At 44.5% G+C, this 17295-nt stretch carries 21 protein-coding genes and 1 tRNA gene; 7 read left to right on the top strand and 15 right to left on the bottom strand.

Annotation, left to right across the window (positions count from 1 at the left end; translation table 11 throughout):
• Positions 1-42: 42 nt before the first annotated feature.
• The 4 genes from ACYVGR_RS28040 to ACYVGR_RS28025 all read right to left on the bottom strand — a co-directional run bounded on the left by ACYVGR_RS28040 (position 43) and on the right by ACYVGR_RS28025 (position 2189).
• Entirely contained in the window at positions 43-933 is an 891-nt protein-coding gene (locus ACYVGR_RS28040; protein WP_460963070.1) for a hypothetical protein, read from the bottom strand.
• A gap of 306 nt (positions 934-1239) precedes the next feature.
• A tRNA-Tyr gene (locus ACYVGR_RS28035) sits at positions 1240-1308 on the bottom strand.
• 87 nt (positions 1309-1395) lie between these two features.
• Positions 1396-1605, bottom strand: a complete 210-nt coding sequence (locus ACYVGR_RS28030; RefSeq protein WP_460963069.1) for a hypothetical protein — start codon at positions 1603-1605, stop codon at positions 1396-1398.
• Positions 1605-2189 carry a hypothetical protein gene (locus ACYVGR_RS28025; protein WP_460963067.1) on the bottom strand — a complete coding sequence of 195 codons (585 nt, stop codon included), beginning with the start codon at positions 2187-2189 and terminating at the stop codon, positions 1605-1607. Before ACYVGR_RS28025 ends, ACYVGR_RS28030 begins: the two co-directional genes overlap by 1 nt.
• 174 nt (positions 2190-2363) lie before the next feature.
• On the opposite strand from ACYVGR_RS28025, the gene ACYVGR_RS28020 reads away from it, so the two are divergent.
• A complete protein-coding gene (locus ACYVGR_RS28020; protein ID WP_460963065.1) occupies positions 2364-2918 on the top strand; it encodes a hypothetical protein in 555 nt (184 codons plus the stop codon).
• Entirely contained in the window at positions 2915-3214 is a 300-nt protein-coding gene (locus ACYVGR_RS28015; RefSeq protein WP_460963063.1) for a hypothetical protein, read from the top strand. Before ACYVGR_RS28020 ends, ACYVGR_RS28015 begins: the two co-directional genes overlap by 4 nt.
• A 54-nt stretch (positions 3215-3268) precedes the next feature.
• Here ACYVGR_RS28015 and ACYVGR_RS28010 read toward each other — a convergent pair whose 3' ends face one another.
• From ACYVGR_RS28010 to ACYVGR_RS27980, 7 genes are all read right to left on the bottom strand, one after another.
• Positions 3269-4216: a hypothetical protein gene (locus tag ACYVGR_RS28010; RefSeq protein ID WP_460963061.1), complete on the bottom strand. Its 948-nt coding sequence runs from the start codon at positions 4214-4216 to the stop codon at positions 3269-3271.
• A complete protein-coding gene (locus ACYVGR_RS28005) occupies positions 4213-4620 on the bottom strand; it encodes a hypothetical protein (protein WP_460963059.1) in 408 nt (135 codons plus the stop codon). Before ACYVGR_RS28005 ends, ACYVGR_RS28010 begins: the two co-directional genes overlap by 4 nt.
• A gap of 60 nt (positions 4621-4680) precedes the next feature.
• Positions 4681-5289, bottom strand: coding sequence for a hypothetical protein (locus ACYVGR_RS28000; RefSeq protein WP_460963057.1), 609 nt, complete (start codon positions 5287-5289; stop codon positions 4681-4683).
• Positions 5290-5386: 97 nt separating this feature from the next.
• Positions 5387-6352 (bottom strand): hypothetical protein, encoded by a 966-nt coding sequence (locus tag ACYVGR_RS27995; protein ID WP_460963055.1) that lies wholly within the window; start codon positions 6350-6352, stop codon positions 5387-5389.
• 5 nt (positions 6353-6357) lie between these two features.
• Positions 6358-8166, bottom strand: coding sequence for a hypothetical protein (locus ACYVGR_RS27990; RefSeq protein WP_460963053.1), 1809 nt, complete (start codon positions 8164-8166; stop codon positions 6358-6360).
• Positions 8163-11474, bottom strand: coding sequence for a hypothetical protein (locus ACYVGR_RS27985; RefSeq protein WP_460963051.1), 3312 nt, complete (start codon positions 11472-11474; stop codon positions 8163-8165). The genes ACYVGR_RS27990 and ACYVGR_RS27985 overlap by 4 nt, the downstream gene beginning before the upstream one ends.
• 172 nt (positions 11475-11646) lie before the next feature.
• A complete protein-coding gene (locus ACYVGR_RS27980; protein WP_460963049.1) occupies positions 11647-12198 on the bottom strand; it encodes a hypothetical protein in 552 nt (183 codons plus the stop codon).
• A gap of 203 nt (positions 12199-12401) precedes the next feature.
• Between ACYVGR_RS27980 and ACYVGR_RS27975 the strand changes: the two genes are divergently transcribed.
• The 5 genes from ACYVGR_RS27975 to ACYVGR_RS27955 all read left to right on the top strand — a co-directional run bounded on the left by ACYVGR_RS27975 (position 12402) and on the right by ACYVGR_RS27955 (position 15382).
• Positions 12402-13586 (top strand): hypothetical protein, encoded by a 1185-nt coding sequence (locus ACYVGR_RS27975; protein ID WP_460963047.1) that lies wholly within the window; start codon positions 12402-12404, stop codon positions 13584-13586.
• A 113-nt stretch (positions 13587-13699) separates the two neighbouring features.
• A complete protein-coding gene (locus ACYVGR_RS27970; protein ID WP_460963045.1) occupies positions 13700-13900 on the top strand; it encodes an effector-associated constant component EACC1 in 201 nt (66 codons plus the stop codon).
• The gene (locus ACYVGR_RS27965; protein WP_460963043.1) at positions 13900-14310 is read left to right on the top strand and encodes a hypothetical protein; all 411 of its coding nucleotides are present in this window, start codon (positions 13900-13902) and stop codon (positions 14308-14310) included. Before ACYVGR_RS27970 ends, ACYVGR_RS27965 begins: the two co-directional genes overlap by 1 nt.
• 234 nt (positions 14311-14544) lie before the next feature.
• Complete coding sequence (locus ACYVGR_RS27960; RefSeq protein WP_460963041.1) at positions 14545-14895, top strand: hypothetical protein; 351 nt, start codon at positions 14545-14547, stop codon at positions 14893-14895.
• Position 14896: 1 nt separating this feature from the next.
• The gene (locus tag ACYVGR_RS27955; RefSeq protein ID WP_460963039.1) at positions 14897-15382 is read left to right on the top strand and encodes an RES family NAD+ phosphorylase; all 486 of its coding nucleotides are present in this window, start codon (positions 14897-14899) and stop codon (positions 15380-15382) included.
• 22 nt (positions 15383-15404) lie between these two features.
• Here ACYVGR_RS27955 and ACYVGR_RS27950 read toward each other — a convergent pair whose 3' ends face one another.
• The 4 genes from ACYVGR_RS27950 to ACYVGR_RS27935 are packed head-to-tail and all read right to left on the bottom strand — an operon-like array spanning position 15405 to position 17271.
• Positions 15405-15830, bottom strand: a complete 426-nt coding sequence (locus ACYVGR_RS27950; RefSeq protein WP_460963038.1) for a hypothetical protein — start codon at positions 15828-15830, stop codon at positions 15405-15407.
• The gene (locus tag ACYVGR_RS27945) at positions 15787-16383 is read right to left on the bottom strand and encodes a hypothetical protein (RefSeq protein ID WP_460963036.1); all 597 of its coding nucleotides are present in this window, start codon (positions 16381-16383) and stop codon (positions 15787-15789) included. The genes ACYVGR_RS27950 and ACYVGR_RS27945 overlap by 44 nt, the downstream gene beginning before the upstream one ends.
• Positions 16383-16910 (bottom strand): hypothetical protein, encoded by a 528-nt coding sequence (locus ACYVGR_RS27940; protein ID WP_460963034.1) that lies wholly within the window; start codon positions 16908-16910, stop codon positions 16383-16385. The genes ACYVGR_RS27945 and ACYVGR_RS27940 overlap by 1 nt, the downstream gene beginning before the upstream one ends.
• Positions 16911-16914: 4 nt before the next feature.
• Complete coding sequence (locus ACYVGR_RS27935) at positions 16915-17271, bottom strand: hypothetical protein (RefSeq protein WP_460963032.1); 357 nt, start codon at positions 17269-17271, stop codon at positions 16915-16917.
• Positions 17272-17295 lie beyond the last annotated feature (24 nt).

Raw genomic sequence — 17295 nt, 5'->3', positions numbered from 1 at the left:
TACCTTCGGCTAAAGGATGACCGGCCCCAACGGTGAGACCGGTTATTTCTGATCTTTTGTATTCCAGTAGGTGATTACCTCCTGCCGCTGATCAATCGTGTATTTATCGCGATCCTGAACAATGGCATCGTACTCCTGCTGTGTTTTGGGCAACTGCCCTTTAAATTTCTTCTCCCCTTGTTGCTGCTGAGCCTGCTGCTGTTGCAGTCCAGTCGAGGTAGTCTGCTCACTGACCTTTGTGGTGTAGATGGCTTCAACGAGTTCTTTCAGATAATCAGATTCCGACTTTGGCAATAGCTTATCGGTTTCAATCCGAGTTGACTTGCCATCGGCATCTGTTTTCCAGAATTCTAGTTTACCATCAACCTCTTTCGTCGATACCCCTTCCAATTGCTCCAAATACATGCGTTTTTGGACCGCTGCCAGTTTGGGATCATCCGACAATACAGCACCGAAATCTGTCAGCGCTTGCAACGCCTTGGCGTTTAGTCGTTCTTTATTGACTTCTGCCAGCGCATCATTTTTTGCCTTTTCCAGCGCTTCCGCATGCTTCGTCCGTTCGCTAGCCAGGGTCGATTCCAGCGTACGAAACGCCGTGTGCGACTTCACCTGCTCTTCGGTTAAAGATGCTGGATCAGTTGGGGCCTTGTACTTGTCTTTTACTGTGGTTAGCAGATCGACAATCGTTTCCACGTCAGCGGTTTCGGTACCAAACAGCTCTTTGGCTTTGGCGTTGGCTACCTTTTGCAATTTTCCCTTACCAGCATCTTCGCCTTCTTTTCGGACCGATTTGATTCGCTCCGAAACCAGCTTATCGACGTCGGTAGGTTTATCGCCTGCCAGCATGCCTTCAATCTCAGAAACAGGTTTGCCCAGCGTCGTGGCCAGCGCATTGACAGCAACGTTTTGCTGCTCTTCAGTCAGTAATGCCATTATATGATTAGATTTATGGTAATCCAGAACCAGGGAAGACGTAAGGTGCCTAAGCCCAAAGCACTTTATCAGCATCGTGCGGCTGACTCGCAAGAGTGGGATCTGTAACGACCCCGGCCCGACCATAACCACGATTACACTTTCCTGTACGGATGGCTTAATCGATGTAGTTGATTAATAAAAGGCACCTGTGGTTAGCAGGCTGGAGGGCAATCAACTACCCGACTGGTCAGGCTTTTTGTTTCGGTACTGGAGGTCATCAACAACCGCCTAATTCCGTACACCCTCATTTCAAAACGGCCTTAGCTACACGAATGGGATTCGAACCCACACCACCGGCATTATGGCCGGATACTACCCTTATACTATCGTGTATCCGTCGGATGGTCAACTTCCGACTACCTATAGATTGATCCCAACGTTTCCAACCGACTGTCAGCGGGTATTGTATCTGGGATGACTTTAGGCTTTCGCCTTTTCTTTTTTCTCCTGAGCAGGAGGTGTTTCCGTTTGTGCTGAAGCACTCATAGCAGGAATGGCTAATTCAGGTGGCGAAAACTCCGAGGTCGAAATGACATCGAAATTCTTGGCGAAACCTTCCGTTTTCAGAACGTCCCACTCTTCAGGGGTAACGGTCTGATTTTGCTTGGTAACCTTGTGGCGGATCTCCATTATTCAGTTGGGGGTTGGATTGCTGGAGCAGTTGAAGCCGCTAATGCATCATCAATAATCTTTTGCATAGCGGCTTTAGAGGGGGCACTCATCTTGGGATCTGCCAACATTTTAGTTTCCATATCCCGAAGAACTTCTATCAGGGAAGGACTAGTGAATAATTCCTGTTTGCCTTGAATCTCAATTGACTGATCAGCAAGAACAACATGAGCGATACGCTGCATTTGGGAGAGATCCTCCGCAGACAAATGATCACGAGTGGAATATTCCTCCAGTACTTCGGCAACGTCTTCCAGGCTAATGACCTGGATTTTTAGATCAGCGAAAAGGAGTGAAAGACGCTCAATGAGCATCTTTTCTTTCTCACTTAGCGTATTAAAAGGATTGGAAAGCGTACCTGAAAGAACGACGATTGCGTGTTCAACTTCGCTTTCCCGGTCGGTGCCAGTCGATTCTGACGGCTCTTGAACTTCAGGGGGAACGAACCCTACTACGCGTTCATAACCCAACTTTTCCCCGAGTCCATCCGGGAAATTTCGCTCTTGCCCCGTTTCCGGATGCTTGTAAGGGATGTCGTTTGTCATCGCAAAAAGGATTTTGAACTAATGCAAAGCAAAGATATGATAAATACTATATTTTAAAATAAAATACTATAAAAAATAGTATATGAAATTATAAATTATCCACTCTATTGTTTCCTATGTGGAAGAATGTATTTTTACTACGTCTTATATCCACTTGAATTCCAATAGTTTACGATGCATCCGCTGGCCTTAATACTGGATATACTAATTGGTACTATCCTGGGTGTTTTCTATACATACTATACTAGCTCTGCTCTAGCCCGAACCTTTCCTAAGATAAAGATTTTTACTAGGGATTATTTTTTTCTGTTTTTAAATGTCTTACTGCCATTTGTATTCATGGCTTTGGAGATCATAATCAAGTCTAGTCACCAAATAAGTCTAGAGTTTTTTTGGGTTGTAAGTACTGTGAGTAATGCCATTGGATTACTTATTGGGAATTTAAAACCAAAACCTGTTGAATTATCTGCCATTGATAAGAATCTTCTTGCCCAAATAAAGAAGAAAAGAAAGTATAAAATCCTTTTAACTAATGATAAGGATGAGAGTATAATTTACCAGAGTTACGCATTTATTTTTCTCTTTATTGGGGTGTGGATTTATATTCTCAATACTACCATAAATACTAAGCTGACACTATTAAAAGAGAGTTTTGCATTTGAAGCGCTTTTAGCATTCGTTTGCTACGGAATTGCGCTTAATATAACCTATAGAAAAGAAAAGGTATGAGCTTAACAGTATTACAACCTTTGGAAGACATAATTAGGCAAATTAAAGAGTTTTTCTATCACTACTCTTTCCAGGCTATTGACTCGGTTGTTATCTTAGCAATAATAGTTTTTGTTTACTATTCAGGTAAGATTTTTTTATTACGACAAGAAAAACTTCAGCAACAGTCAGATTTTAATACTGAGACTGAAGTGTCATCTAATAACATAAAGGTTATTGTAACTGATGAGCATGGTAAACAAATTGCAAAAGAAGATTTGAAGTATTTTTTAAATAGAGATTCGACCCCAGAATAATGTAGAACGAATTAAATCGTTTACCAATAATGCCAGACTATCTGTGGTCTGGCATTATTGGTAAACGACGATAAGCTTATCGTTTACCCGTTTAAGGTCCTCCCTTCTACGCAGCGCTTCCCGATCGGAAACTGCACTCCAGTGGTGCCGGCATGAATACCCACCTGCATCACTAAAAGGCGCATAGTTGGACTTTGGTTTACCAGTAAAATAACCTGTTGCCTTATTTTCATAACCTCCATATTTGTCAGCAGGCGTTCCCATTTTATCAATCTCGGACTTAAGAAAGCACCGCCCATCACGAACCACACAGAACGGTCGGGAACTGGGGATTTTGCCCCCCAAATACAAAAAGGCGGTCATGTTGAGACCTTCAGCAAAGGCCTGCTGCGCTACCCGGTCCGCTTGCTGGTATACGTCATAGGCCACTACGTTGTAATGCCTGGACCAGACGCCCCTCGCTGGCACTGCTGGACTGGCGGCTGTTTCATCACCAGCTATGAACGCTTTGAGTGTTTTCTTGAATCGTTCCAGTCCAACGCCGGACGATTTCTGACCGTACGCGAACTGCTGAATCTGACGCCTGACTGTCGTGTCTCGACTAAATAAATCAAACAGTCCATGGCTGATTATCTCTCCATCAGGTGTAATGCCAAAGCGATCGGTTAAGAGCTTCTCAACCCGTTGAGCGACATTTTCAAATAGTACGTCATTGACCATTCTACCGCCCATCGTTTCGCCAATAGCACCCTGAAAGTAGCCATCATTGAGCGTTTTTATAGTCAGGATATCCAGTCCAAATTGTTGCAGCACGGGCACGTGGTATTGATTGTCGAACTTGCCTAGTAGGAGGGAGAGCGTTTTGGGGTTAGCCATAATCGACTCTGCATTTTCCAGAAGTACCGCTAACAGATCTTTGTCCAACGTGGCTAGTCGATTATCGAACGCTTGCTGTAGTGCCTCAATGGCCGCTATCCGCTTTTTTGATTCGTCTTCCGTCATATATTCGTTGCCGTCCAAAGCCTTCCTAAAACTTCCGCAGTCAATTGCCCAATCAGGTAAGCATAAGCTTCTGATGAATAGCGTATTTTATGCCTCATACCAACTCGTTCCATGATTTGCTCAGTGAGGTGAAATAGCTCATGCACCAAAGAGCCATGTTCTGTTGACTTTCGGGGCAAATCTTCCATATAAATCAAAAACCGCCCTGACTCACCATCTTGAGTAGCGACGCCCTTACATTGCTTTAGATTTCTGATATAGTCCACTAATTCGACTGATCCCCCATGCTTCTCAATGAGGTCAGCAGCCCGACTGCGTGAATAGCCCAAAATGAACAATGCATCTTGCGAATAAATTGGGATTTCTAACGTGAAGTGAATCCCAGTTGCTCTTAAAGTTGCCATCTGATGAATAAAAGCAAAGCCGAAGTCTCCTCCGGCTTTGTCAATGAAGTTGGTTAAATATTAAAGCGGAGCCGTGAAGCGGTCCTCTTCGCAACGGGCATCCCATTCGATGGTGACGATCCACCGGTGAGCACCACCATCAGTCGAACCAGGCAGGATCGCGTGAACAGGTTTGATCACGCAGGCAATACCAACCCCATTTCCAGCACCGGCAGATCCACCATAGAAATGCTTACCAGACCGGTAATACAACAGCACATTGCCGTTACACTGATAGCCCCGGTACATGGCGTATTTAGCGTCCGAATTGTCATCATCAAAAAAGGTGATACTTCGGGTGTACTTATCCAGCGTTGCCTGGGTACCTGCCTGATTTTTGATATAGGTAGGTGTACCCGCTGGCTTTTGACCATTCACGATCGCAAAATGTCGGATAGGGTGCGCCACATTGCCAGATCCTGAGCCGGTTCCATCTGATGTGTTGCTAAGCCGCGTAGTCCAGCTGGCTGCCTGCGTCGGGTCTCCAGTAACTGGGTGTCCCTGATCGGTAAAAAATACCTCCTCGACCGGATGTCCATTAGTTACTGCGCAAGCAACTGCTAATGGTGGCAATACCGCGTCGACGCAGTAATCATCGGTGCAGTCGACGCAAAAGTCATTAAGTGCCATACTCATAAATGCCAGTCATGCCACCGGCGGGGATCAAGTTGAACAAATATAAATACTAATTTTAAAAGTATAATACGATAAAAAATAGTATTATAAATCATGTAATTTCACACTCAATTGGCGTTAGTGTCAAACTACCACCACTAATCGCACAATTACTAGTCGACGAAGCGGAACCCGATGACGTTTTTGAAACAGGGAGGGTCAATTCGATATCATACCCGCCTGAACTGTTAACCGTTATTTGGCCTTTTGCTTCGAACTCCATAGCCTGTATTGATCGAACAGGCGCGCCACTGCCATTAACGATCGACACTTCAACTAACCGGTGAACACCTGCCAATGCCAGCGCATCAGCAATAGGCTCCGTAGTTCCTTGCAGGGAAAGTGTCCATATCTTTGAGATGGTTTTTGATGTGCTGTCAGTTCCTGCCTCTACGTTATAGGTTGGTCCGGATAGGGTACCCTCCACATAAAAAACCTGCTGAAATCCGTAACTGCCATAAAGCAGATCTCCTAGTCGAGCATCATTTAGTAGTCGAACCCGAAATAACTTACAGGGACCGCAGCGAATGCCAAATGGTTCGGAAACAGCATCCCCCAGCTGAATGCGATAAGTACCCGTCGGTAAACTCGCTGGAACGCTTTGTGCTGAATACAGCTGACTACCATTATGGATTATATAAAGCGTACTGCCACCGCTTAGCCGGTATAATAAGAGGCCATAGGGCTCTAGTACCACGGCACCCGAATCAGCATCAACAATCTGAAGCCCTTCTGTACAATAAGGGGATGTAGTTAGATTGCCAGGCATAGGCACCGCTAATACAAACGGGAGCAGGTAACCAGGCAGGCCGATCGGAACCCCACTCCACCGCTCCCAACCCTGCCCATCATGATGCAAGCAACTAGCCAGTAAGGAAGGATTTGTCGCAAAAGGAAATACAGAACCCGCAATACCGCCACCACCATCGCCACCAACCTCAGGAAATGTATCGTCAGTTGGCTGGCTTCGGGCGAAGGTGTTATCGAACGTAACGTCAAAGCTTGTTAGTGTCGGCATAGCGGTTAACAGTTTCCAGTCGAATAGGTTGGATTGGCCAGCTCATAAGTGCCACAATTCCCATCCGCATAAATAATAATATCCGTATTGGTCGCAACAATTTGTTGCTCAAAATCACAATAGGTTTGTTGGCTATACCCCGTAATAATATGTCCTGCGGGAGGGCAGTCACTCCCCGGATCAGCTGGAGTGACAATAACCTGCTGACAACGTGAACCGGCCACAACGTCAAGGGTTAACGTGTCTGCATTGGGATCAAACACACCTTTATCCAATCGACCTTGTGCAAAGCGGTTGGTTTTCACATACCCATTCAAATTTATGGGCAGATCGGTGCAACATATCGGAATCGAAATTCCTTCCTGACGACGGGTATTTGTCGTCGATAGCATGGCCATTTGCAGGCCGTTGGCGTAACTGCCATCATCCTGTTTGATTGCGTTCACAACGCCCTGCGTAAAGCTTCGTCCGTGGCGATGGAAATCAATAAATAAGAGCGCAGCTGATTGGTAACCGTTCGTGCCTATTTTGACTAACACAGATGAATAATTTGGATACTCTGCATTGTTGCTGGCCACTGCGAGTTGGGGAAGTTGACTAACCACCTGCGGAATAGTGCCAGCAGGCACGATATCACACAGAAAAATAGAATCGTCTGGCACAGACTCGGGACTTGAATACCCCGCATAGATATCGGTCCAGATCTTCTCTACAGTGATCGTATTTTTCTTTACTTCGCCCTTATCGTCTTTGACCGTACAACCATCGTCATAGCGAACCGATGCCGTGCGGTATTCCGCAAAGTAGCTTGGACTATTGTTAGTAATTACCAACTCCTCAACGCCGAATAAACTATCCAGATCTACACTTTCGTTGTTAGCGGCTTTCAAGGCATCCGGATACAGGGTTAGGTTTAACGACACCCGATTTAGATTCGCGTACGATCGCTGGGCGAACCAACTGTAGTGCTCTAACCGAAGGTGTCCCGTTTCCGGATCAAGCATGTAATACACATTGTGCAGCGCGCGCAGATCCGACAGAAAATCTTTTAGCGTAGTCGTCAGGATATCGGCATTGTCGATCGACACAGGCCGCTTGGCATCCGATCCAGCTAATATTACCTTCTCCAGATTTTTGCGCCCCGTTACGGGATTGGCCGTAGCAAAGTAAAAGCTACTGGTAATGCCCGGTATAAACGAGGCTTTTGTGCCCGTAATCGACAGCGTAAGCAGTGTATCGAGCGCATAGTTGAGTCGAATGCCGTTGGTATAGACGTGCTCGGCATTTTGCCAGCCGGTACCTGGTGAATTGCCCTCGGGTACACCAATTGTCTGATTGCCGTCAGAGTCAATTGAGCTAACATAATGATCCCGGTAGAGGGCCACAAAGGATACGCGCTGGGGATCGTTTTGCAGTAAATTAACAGGCTTCTGCCAGGCGCGAAATAACGCATCATAGCCATCTCTGGGCAATACTTCCCGTACTTCGGCAGAACAAGCAGTATAGTCGAACCGTACTGCATCTATTTTGAAGTATCCAGGCCAGAATAGTTCCAGATCACCTGTATCACAATTTGGCGAAAAGACATTTACCTCCACTTCTACGCAACAGGGAAAACGTTCCCGTTGTGCATCTAACCAGGCGAAGTCATCACCCGTTACGATGAGCGAACCGCTGAGCTTGGTGCGATAGTACAACTCGCCATCCTGAAGCTGAGTCGAAAACTTCCAGTCTTTTTGACCCGCACTCACCGCCCGAACCTGAGATACAGTCGGATCGACTGAAGGTAAAGCTAATTCAACGGTTAGGTTCATGGCTTTCGGACATATTTATGGGTACCATCAATTTCCAAATACATGCCATTACCTAAGCCGATATATTGTTTACCAGGCTTGGTATGCTTCTGAACTACGCGTAGCTCTTCAATCAGAAGATCCAACCGCTGTTCCAGTAGTCGCATGTTGTACTGACTATTCGCGCGAAAATCAGGACCCTGCATGTACTGAATGACCATCTGTGGCAAACCGAATCCCCCTTCTTTTATGAGGGCCAGAAACGCCCGTTTTGGATCATTTTCGTTAATTGCTTCAAGTGTCTTATCAAAACGATCGGATGACTGGGCATTGGTAACGTGTTCACGGGCCTCAACTTCGATATCTGTACCTTCAATACGATGGCCACCTTGTTCGTGAGATCGACCGGCTAACGGGACACGGCCACCCTTGCGCAACTGGGTCAACGCTTTGGCTTTAGCTTTTACAGACGCTATGGTGCCCAAAATTGTAGCCACTGCACCCAGTGCCAGAATAACGCCAATGAATGGAATTTTACCATACTGCTTAAACATCTCAGAAATGGCCGTCACCGTATTGGAAACTGTTACCGCATTGTTTGATACCTGGGAAGCTAAATCAAGAGCTTGCTGAACGGCAAGGGCTTTTCGTTTAACCTGCTCCTCTTCAGCCTTTTGACGCTTCAGGTCATCGAGTTCCGCCTGACGAAGTGCCAGATTGTTGGCATAGCCTTCCTTATCACGTTCCTCTTCCGTGGCTACCTGTTCCTGTTTGGCCTGAATCTGGGCATCTAAGGCTTGAATACGGGCATCACTGGATTCAACAGCCGCCTGCGTAGCCTGTTGAATAGCGTTACTAATCAAATCTATCCCCTGCAAAAAGACTTGCCGTTCAGTTTCGTCTTTAAAGGATTTGGATATACCTAGCAGATCCCAGATGTCTTTGTTGACAGGACCTAATAACTCAATTTCTTTACGCTTTTCCTTCAGGGCCTTTACATACGCTTCGAGTCGTTTGATTTCGGGTGTATTCTTGGGATCATTCTGCTCATTGAGTCCAAAAATCTGATTCTCGGCAGATATTAACTGCTGAGCAATCTCATCCAGTTGATTCGTCCTGGCAAACTGCGTACCCGTCTGACCAGTGCCTTTTGTGCGAAGCTGAATATTGTACAGACTAATCTGCTCCTGAGCTTTCTGATCCCGAATCAGTTGGTCCTGAATGAGTGCATTGCGATCATCATCCCGTTTTTTAGTAAGTGCAATAAGCAAAGCTGAATTTTTACCTTCTTTCAGCAGCCGCTCTTCCCAGTACGCGTCGAATAGCTCCAGTTCCGTTTTATTGGTCTGTTTCTCCAGACCAATTAATTCAGCTTGTTGGCGAATTTTGGCAATACGCGTTTGTCGATCGGCCTCGGCATCGATCTGTTTCCGTTTATCGTCAAATTGCCTTTGGATGTCTGCGGGTAAGACGACGGATGTATCAGCAACAACTTCGCGTTGACCTGTGAGCTTGTTGATCTGAGTCCGGTTTGATGAAGCTAGTTGCAATAGCTTTAATAGATGAGCCTCTTCGGCATCAACTTCCATTTTATCGAGCCTGGCCTTTTCGGTTATGTAAGCAACCTCATCCTTTTTTAAGGCTTCGAGTTTGTCTTTTCCGAACTGCTCGTCTAATTTCATATACTCTTTTACGTACTCATCACGAGTCTTAAGTAATAAGTTATATTCTTCTTGTTGAGCTTTAATTACACTTTGATCAACTTGGGTTGGGGAGTTTTTGCCAGGGGTTGGTTTGAAATTTTCGCTAGCCTCCTGTGCTAACCTGGCCCTACGGTCTTCACGACGTTGACGTTGATTATCGGTTCGTTCATAATCCGCGAGTGACTGTTTCGCAGCTTTTCCGACCTTGGCCAGTTCCGCCTGAATCTCAGCAACACGTGTTTTGGAATCTTTAAGCTGTTGATCCAAAGCGGCCGCTAAGCTCGACTTTCCAGTGAGTTTTGCGGCCGCATACTCGGTATACAATACCATTTGGTTAAGCCCCTCAATTGCGCCGGCAATGATTAACGAAAAGCCAGTTAAGGGATTTATGATGTACTTGGATAAATAGAAACCAAATTTTTGACTTGCGGTGGCTGTTGACGTCGTAGCATCTGAAAAATTGGTGAGTGATTCAAGTGCACCACCGATTGCTTTAACAAGAGAAACGAAGGCTCCACCAAACGATTCGGCAAAGGGTTGAATTCCTTTGATTAGGTCTTTGGCTCCAATAAGTATTCTTGAAAACAAGTCCAGCAGGTCGTTTAAAACCCCCTTGTTACCCTGTCCAATTGTCCGAAAAATACCAGCAAAGTTATCAGCTAAGGTAGACATCCGACCTGAAAGTGTCTTACCTGCCTCAGCTGTTGATCCTAGTACCTTGCCCTGTTCCGCGAACGCTTGAATGGCCTCATAAGCGCCTTTTACGGACTTGTCTACAGTTTTGCTAAAATCCCCATAGGAGAGGGTCATTTTGTTCCCCTGAGTGGATACAACAAACCCTAGCTCTTTCCACCTTTCCGGGTTACTCCCGTCCAGAATGGCCTCATTCAGCTGCTCAAACGGCTTGTTGATGAAATTAGCAGTATCGCCAAGCTTTAAAAGTTCTTTTTCCGTCGGAATAATACCGCGACTGGCGAGTTTTGCAACGTTATCCGCTAATTCATCAAACGTAAAATTGGTTGTGTCGGCTGTTTTTTGGAGTGTTGCCAAATAACCCTCAGCAACCTGAGAATTTCCTTCAAAAATCCGCGTAAATTGATTCTGATAACGTTCTCCACTACCGGTTACTTCAATAACTTTTTGCCCTAATTCAACTATTTTTTCGATTAGAAACAAAATACCTGTAACCGTAAAAGCCGTTTTAATGGCCGAACCAACTTTGTCAAAAGCACCTCTTACACCTTCTGATTTTTGCTTGGCATTGTCTAACTGATCACCTAGCCTGCGCAGCTGTGATTCGGTTTGGGCAATTTTTTCCTTTAATTCGCCGTACTTACCAGCAGCAATAAATTCAGCCTGCCGGCTCTTTAGCTCTTTTAGCTGATTTTCTAGTCGTTTCTGCTCCTGGCGAAAGGCTTCGGTAGTTGATTGGACGCGCCTATATGCTTGCGCCTGTTGACCAAGCGTCGTATTGAACTGCGAAGCAGATTGGTTAGCCTCAACGAACGGATTTTGCCGACGCATGCCTGTCAGAGCATCTTCGATCGTGCCCATCCGGTTAGAAAGCAGATCGAATTTGCGAAACGCTTCTTCGAGGTCTAGGTCGTATTTAAGGTCTATCTGCATGGCAGGTACTAGGTTTGGTTGTAGGCATCGGCAATCGCCTGTTGCCGATTCTTCCAGGCTTTATAGAAATACCAGAACTCAATGGTATCCATTTGCTTAAGCGTTGATACGCCTTCTGGCCTTCCTTCGGATAAATTCAGCAGTAGGTCGGACCAGTAGGCATCGCGCTCCCTTAGTTGCTGTCGAACGGATCTTGGGGACCTTGGTCCGACAGGCTCAGTTCGGGCAGATTTATTCCCGAAAAGGTCTCCATGAGCGTGTTCAAGTGAGCGCCGGTAATGCTCAGGTAGTTTAGTGCCGACGCTTTGAAAAAATCGGAGTTGATTCCCGCAGCACGCCAGTCCGCTATTTTCTGTTTGGCTAATTCCAGATCATAATGACGACGATTCTCATCTTCTCGGTTGATAAAGAGCGTACAGATATAATAGAGCGGAGCCTCTTTGGCATTCAGATCAGCCGCACCGCGCATGACGTTATCCAGAATCACCCCAGCATCGACGATCGTGCCTGCGTTTAGGGCATCATACGCCCGGCGTATTTCGCGCAGGATGGCCATACCATCGCGGCCGGTTAACGCACCAATGCTAAATTTTTCTAACCACCAGTCCCGATCGACCGACAGTCGCACTTCCCGATCGACAGTGTAGATTCGGCCATTGGCTTCGAACTGGGGAGCGTTGGGCTGAATGTCAACGGGGAATAAACTAGAATTAATTTCGCTCATGACTAATTTTTAAAGCAAAATACGATTTAAAATAATATTATACTATAAATAATGGTAATCGGCTGATTGTGAGATAGTTAAAAAATAAATTCCTCAACTTTATTGGAAAATATTTCGTTACTTAGACGTACGCAAGTGGATTAAGCCAGGAAGCTGATGAAGTAGTAAGTGAGATCTTAGTTAACATTTAGAACCAAAAGGCCATGAAGGACTTAATGATTACCCTTGATCATGTAGCGAATCTAGTCTGGAATCACACACTAGAAGGTAGTCTTGATGGTTTAAATAACTATTTCACTTGCGTTACACCTGTCATTGATCCTAGTCTTTCAATTGTCAGATCTCAAGATTGTTCCTCTGTATTACCTTCTCCTTTAAAAAAGACTGAAGTATTCCTTGGCAGGCGAGAGGAAGTTAGTCCAGGTAGTGCTTTAGCAGCATCACTTTTCTGTAAAGTTGATAGTATGATTTTCTTTGATGAGGGCGATATTTTTTTAGATAACCGCAATGTACTTAGGACACATGATAATTCCCGCGATTCAGCTGAAAATTATCCTGAAAGAAGTGAGGAGCAAGCAAATAAGCAAAAACGTCCTATACTTATAGGTGTAGGTTCATCTGGTTTAAGGATTTTATCTGAAATATCGCACCTTACGGAGACAATTCCTGGCCTAATAATTGAAGACGTTAAAAAAGAGTATCCTATTGCTCTATTTGGTGACTATAATCGAGGTAAATCCTATTTAGTTAAGCATATCAGTCAAGCAAAAGGGGATGCTGTATTGAATAGTGTGGGTCTAGGCTGTGAGACTGTTCTTGATGTTAGGGGAGAATTAGTTGGCTATCAAAGAAAACTAAGGTACAAATTTAAACCTCTTAATTTTGACTTAAAGTTAAATACGGAATTAGAGGCTGAATTATTAGCTGAACTATTATCACATAGGGAACCGAAGCAAGAGCATTTAGATCCGTTTCAAGAGTATTTAGATCCGTTTTTTGAAAGACTCAAATATTTTTATTCTGAGCTTAATACTAATCTTTCATTTTATTTCTCTGGGATTGGTGCAAAAAAAACAAAGTTGACTATCTTACTGGGATTATATTCCAGGATTATTCCTATTGGTGGGGACTTGAAATACATCCAATGTATTAATAAATATAGATCTAGTATTTGGGAGCTTGAAAAGGCAATAGACGACCTTTATAAAAATGTAGTTCTTTGGGATAGGTCGTCTATTAAATGTATAAAGTTCTTTAAGTATGAAACGAATTGGAAACAAAAAATTGAAGAGAAATTGTCGCATTTAATTAATGGCTTTTCAATAAGAATGAATGTTGGAAATTTAATTCCAAGTCATGAAGGAGCTTCAGCTTACCACCTTTTATAACTTGCTATCTATTATACTGATAGATTCTATGTTAGTTATTGAATGATTGATTGGAATTTAGATTTTTCAATTATCCACAAATAATTGAAAAATTAATTTAAAGAAGTTAAGTGATGAACACACCAGAGATTTTAAATATTGTATTATTGGCGGGGAGTATTTTGACAGCACTGATCTCTTCTGTTACCCTTTTTACTAAAGTAAAAGGGGCTAAAAATATTACTGTTACTCGAAAGGATACAGGTAAATCTGTAACAGTATCAACTCGGCTCAACCGTAAAGAAATCCACGAATTGGCTGAGCTTGCTAAATAATGGCCGAGGGTAACCTTCCTGCAACCACGCCAAAATCCAGTACAGAAGTTGTTAAAGAAAAGTCGACACCAACTTTAGAAGTAAGTATTGGTACTATCGTAGCCGCCATTGCCAATCAACTGGAATCTCATCCAGGTTGGCGAATTGTGCTTACGTCTGCTGCCCCAGTAATAGGACTAGGAGCAGCCTTTCTATTTCGACTTGGCGCCAGTTTATTACTTCGGCAAATTGCTATAATGGGCGCTAAGAAAACCTATAACGAAATAATGGATGAGCTTCATAGAACACCTCCAGATAGAAAGCCGCGAATTAAGGAGCTAGAAAAACAGGCTGATGAAGCTCGGCAAACCCTTAAATTGCTTAGGACGAATAAAATTTCTGTAAATCCTGAGCAGCCAGCGGGAAGCTAGTTTATAGGTTACTTATTGGCCGTAGTCATTGCTTCATTTCGCTCTTGTTTCGTCGATTATTATGTAAAATAAAGTTATTTATAGTATTATACGATAATGAACAGTAAAAACACTGACTATCAAACACTTAATTAGCATTTTATTTGCAAACTTTTCGTTTAATTAGTAGATTAAGTTGCCTAATGGCGAGATCGTTGTAGATGGATTTTCTACAACCTATACTACGACATAGTAATGAACGAGCGAGAAATTATGTTTGCTGACGATGATGACGAGGAGGGTTACAAAACCGCCCCTAAAGAATCGTCTGTTCCGGAAGAGGCAGCCCCAATTCCAGCTGAACCTGAAAGCCGAAGCGGTGACCCTTTTCTATCATCGCCAACAAAATGGGAGTATAGGTTTGAACTAGATGAGATCTGGAGCACCTATGGGAAATATATTTTTAAGGATCGGGTTAATTTTTCAGTGTGGCTGGACACGAAAGACCCAGTCAGCGGAATCAGCCCAGTTGAACTAATTGAAAGAGATGATAGTGCTGATGAGGTCATGAATATTCTAGGACGAATAGCATACGGGGTATTTTAGTATGATTTTATTTAGAATTGCATCCACACCGTTTATTGATGACCTAACAGGCAAGGGGGCGTTTCTACATGGTGGGCGTTGGAACAGACCGGGACTTTCTGTTCTATACGCAGCCACAAATCCGTCGTCAGCCGCAATGGAGACCTTGGCACACCTGAAGCCTGAAATAGAGCTGGCTAAAGATTCCTATTCCTGTCTGAAATTATGGGTTCCTGCCACTTCAATATATGATTTAGGAGCGCCATCTCAAAATTGGACCGGTTGGCCTAATTGGTGTCCAGAACTTTGGGAAGAAACCGACTACTGGTTGAATGTAGAAGGGAGTTTATGTATGAAAGTTCCGTCTGCAATTTCAGGGCATGAAAATAATTATCTGATAAATCCAGCACATGAATTGGCTAGAAGGGGTAAAATAAAAGTGCTTGATAAATCAAAGTATGTTATCGACAAACGTTTACTTGGTAAGACTAACTTAACCCTATACTAATATAAAATTCAACTCTGCTGCTTTACAAGGGAAAATGCTTTTTTTGAATAGCCTGAAATGCGCCACCAAGCCAAACGGCAATGACTGCGGTAATCAAACAACTAATAATAGTATAGTTGGTGTTATACCATAATTTGTAGTATAACGACAGCCAGAAACCCATTTGGCCAGCCACACAGTACACGCAGGTAAGTAACGGTTTTAGTACGTAGTCCGCTCGCTGGTGCCGAATAGCATAATACTCAGCCATCTCTGGCCCCTCGTCCCCTTCATGAAAGTCCATTGGGGTAGTACCTACATACCAATCCCGCAAATCATAGAGCCACTTCGCCCAAAAGTCTAACACCTGACCGGGCTTGGTCAGGATGTTCACATAGCCATTCGCAGCAATACCAGCAACAATGCTAATTAACAGGCAAAGCAATAAGCTCAGTAGTGCAGTCATCATTGAGTACATAAGTTATAGTCAGGTCTAAACCAAAAGCGAAATAGGGGGCAAGCAAATATTGGCTACTCGTTTCCGAATAAGTGTATCTGCTAAATAAATTTGTGTCGGCTGCAGGAGAGCCCACGACTTCACAGCGTAACGCGCTTACGGGTGAATAAAAATCAACCGGTACATGCTTAAGCAGCCTGGCGATTTTTGTAATTAGAACCACAGGCAAAAGGTTGATATCGACATTTTCAAATAATCCACTATTGCCCCATCCTATCAATCGAAGTTTCGAGATCCAACGCCCGTTACTATTGGTAGCGCCGAAGTCCTCGAAATAGACAATAAGGCGTTCCTTTTGATTAGGCACCAGATCTGGGAAAGCTTTTCCCCAACGTGCATAGTAGGAGTCTGTCGATTCAATAGGAGCTGGAAAACGACTCTTCTTGGGCGCCGTAAACGCATCTGTTTCGAGCGTTTTTACCAGGCCTGCCAAACGGGAAATAACCGGACCATTCAGATCCGATAGGGCATCGACGAGGTAGCGAGCAATAAGAGCGTTGACCATTATAAAAATTGATTGATAATATCCTGAACATCAGCCTCGGCATCAGCCAGCAATAGGCGTTGCTCCTCTGCGTTCAGCTTTAGAAAATTGCCGTATCGTTTAATATTGGCGATCAGGATCTGCGTTGCTTCATCATCTGAAGGCCCCACGAGCACCGAATACCGAAAGCCGTTTTGGGTTTGGCTGATTATCCGCAAACTCGTCCACATGCGCCCCCGGTAAAACAGATTCACATGGTCCGACTTTCGCCCCTGCACCTTTCGCAGTTCGCCATAGGTCCCTTTGCCACCACTAGAGGCATACGCACTACCCGCTGAATTAAGGGTCTTATTCTTGAATGAGGACTTATAGACTTCATTGGCCGAATATTCGGCAAACGCACCATCGACGGTGATGCCATCCCGGATACTTCGCTCTTTGACGAGAGTCAGCCCGGTTGTGGCCATGCGAAGCGAAATGTTGGGAGCTTGAGTCTCCAACATCTGCCGCATAGCCGCAATCCGTTGCTGATATTCAGTCGTCGACATTCGCTTAGTACAGCCGAAACCACTTGGTTAAGCCCAAATTATACCGGTATGAAACGCTTTTTCCTGCGGCTGTTGACCCAGGTGCAGTAGGCTCTAATACACCCTGACCGGTATTCGCAACAACCGTAAGTGCAGTGACTACCGTACCTGTTGTCATGGTGCCACCTGCGGAAATTGTCACGACCTGACCATCAAAGGGGGTAGCGGGAAACGTAACGGCTAGAGCAGACAGGGTTGCCGCTGGATTGACGATGAGCTGAATGGGACCATCCGCATTGGCCAGCGTTTTGGTAGCACCAGTCACGTGCGTTTGCGTGGTCAGCGTGATCCGGGCCTGTTGTTTTTTGTTTAAAAGACTCATGATTACTTCTGGATTATTGGTTGA

This window comes from Spirosoma litoris, assembly GCF_054776755.1.
Note: the sequence above shows the minus strand (reverse complement) of the source record. Positions and strands in the feature narration are given on the sequence as shown.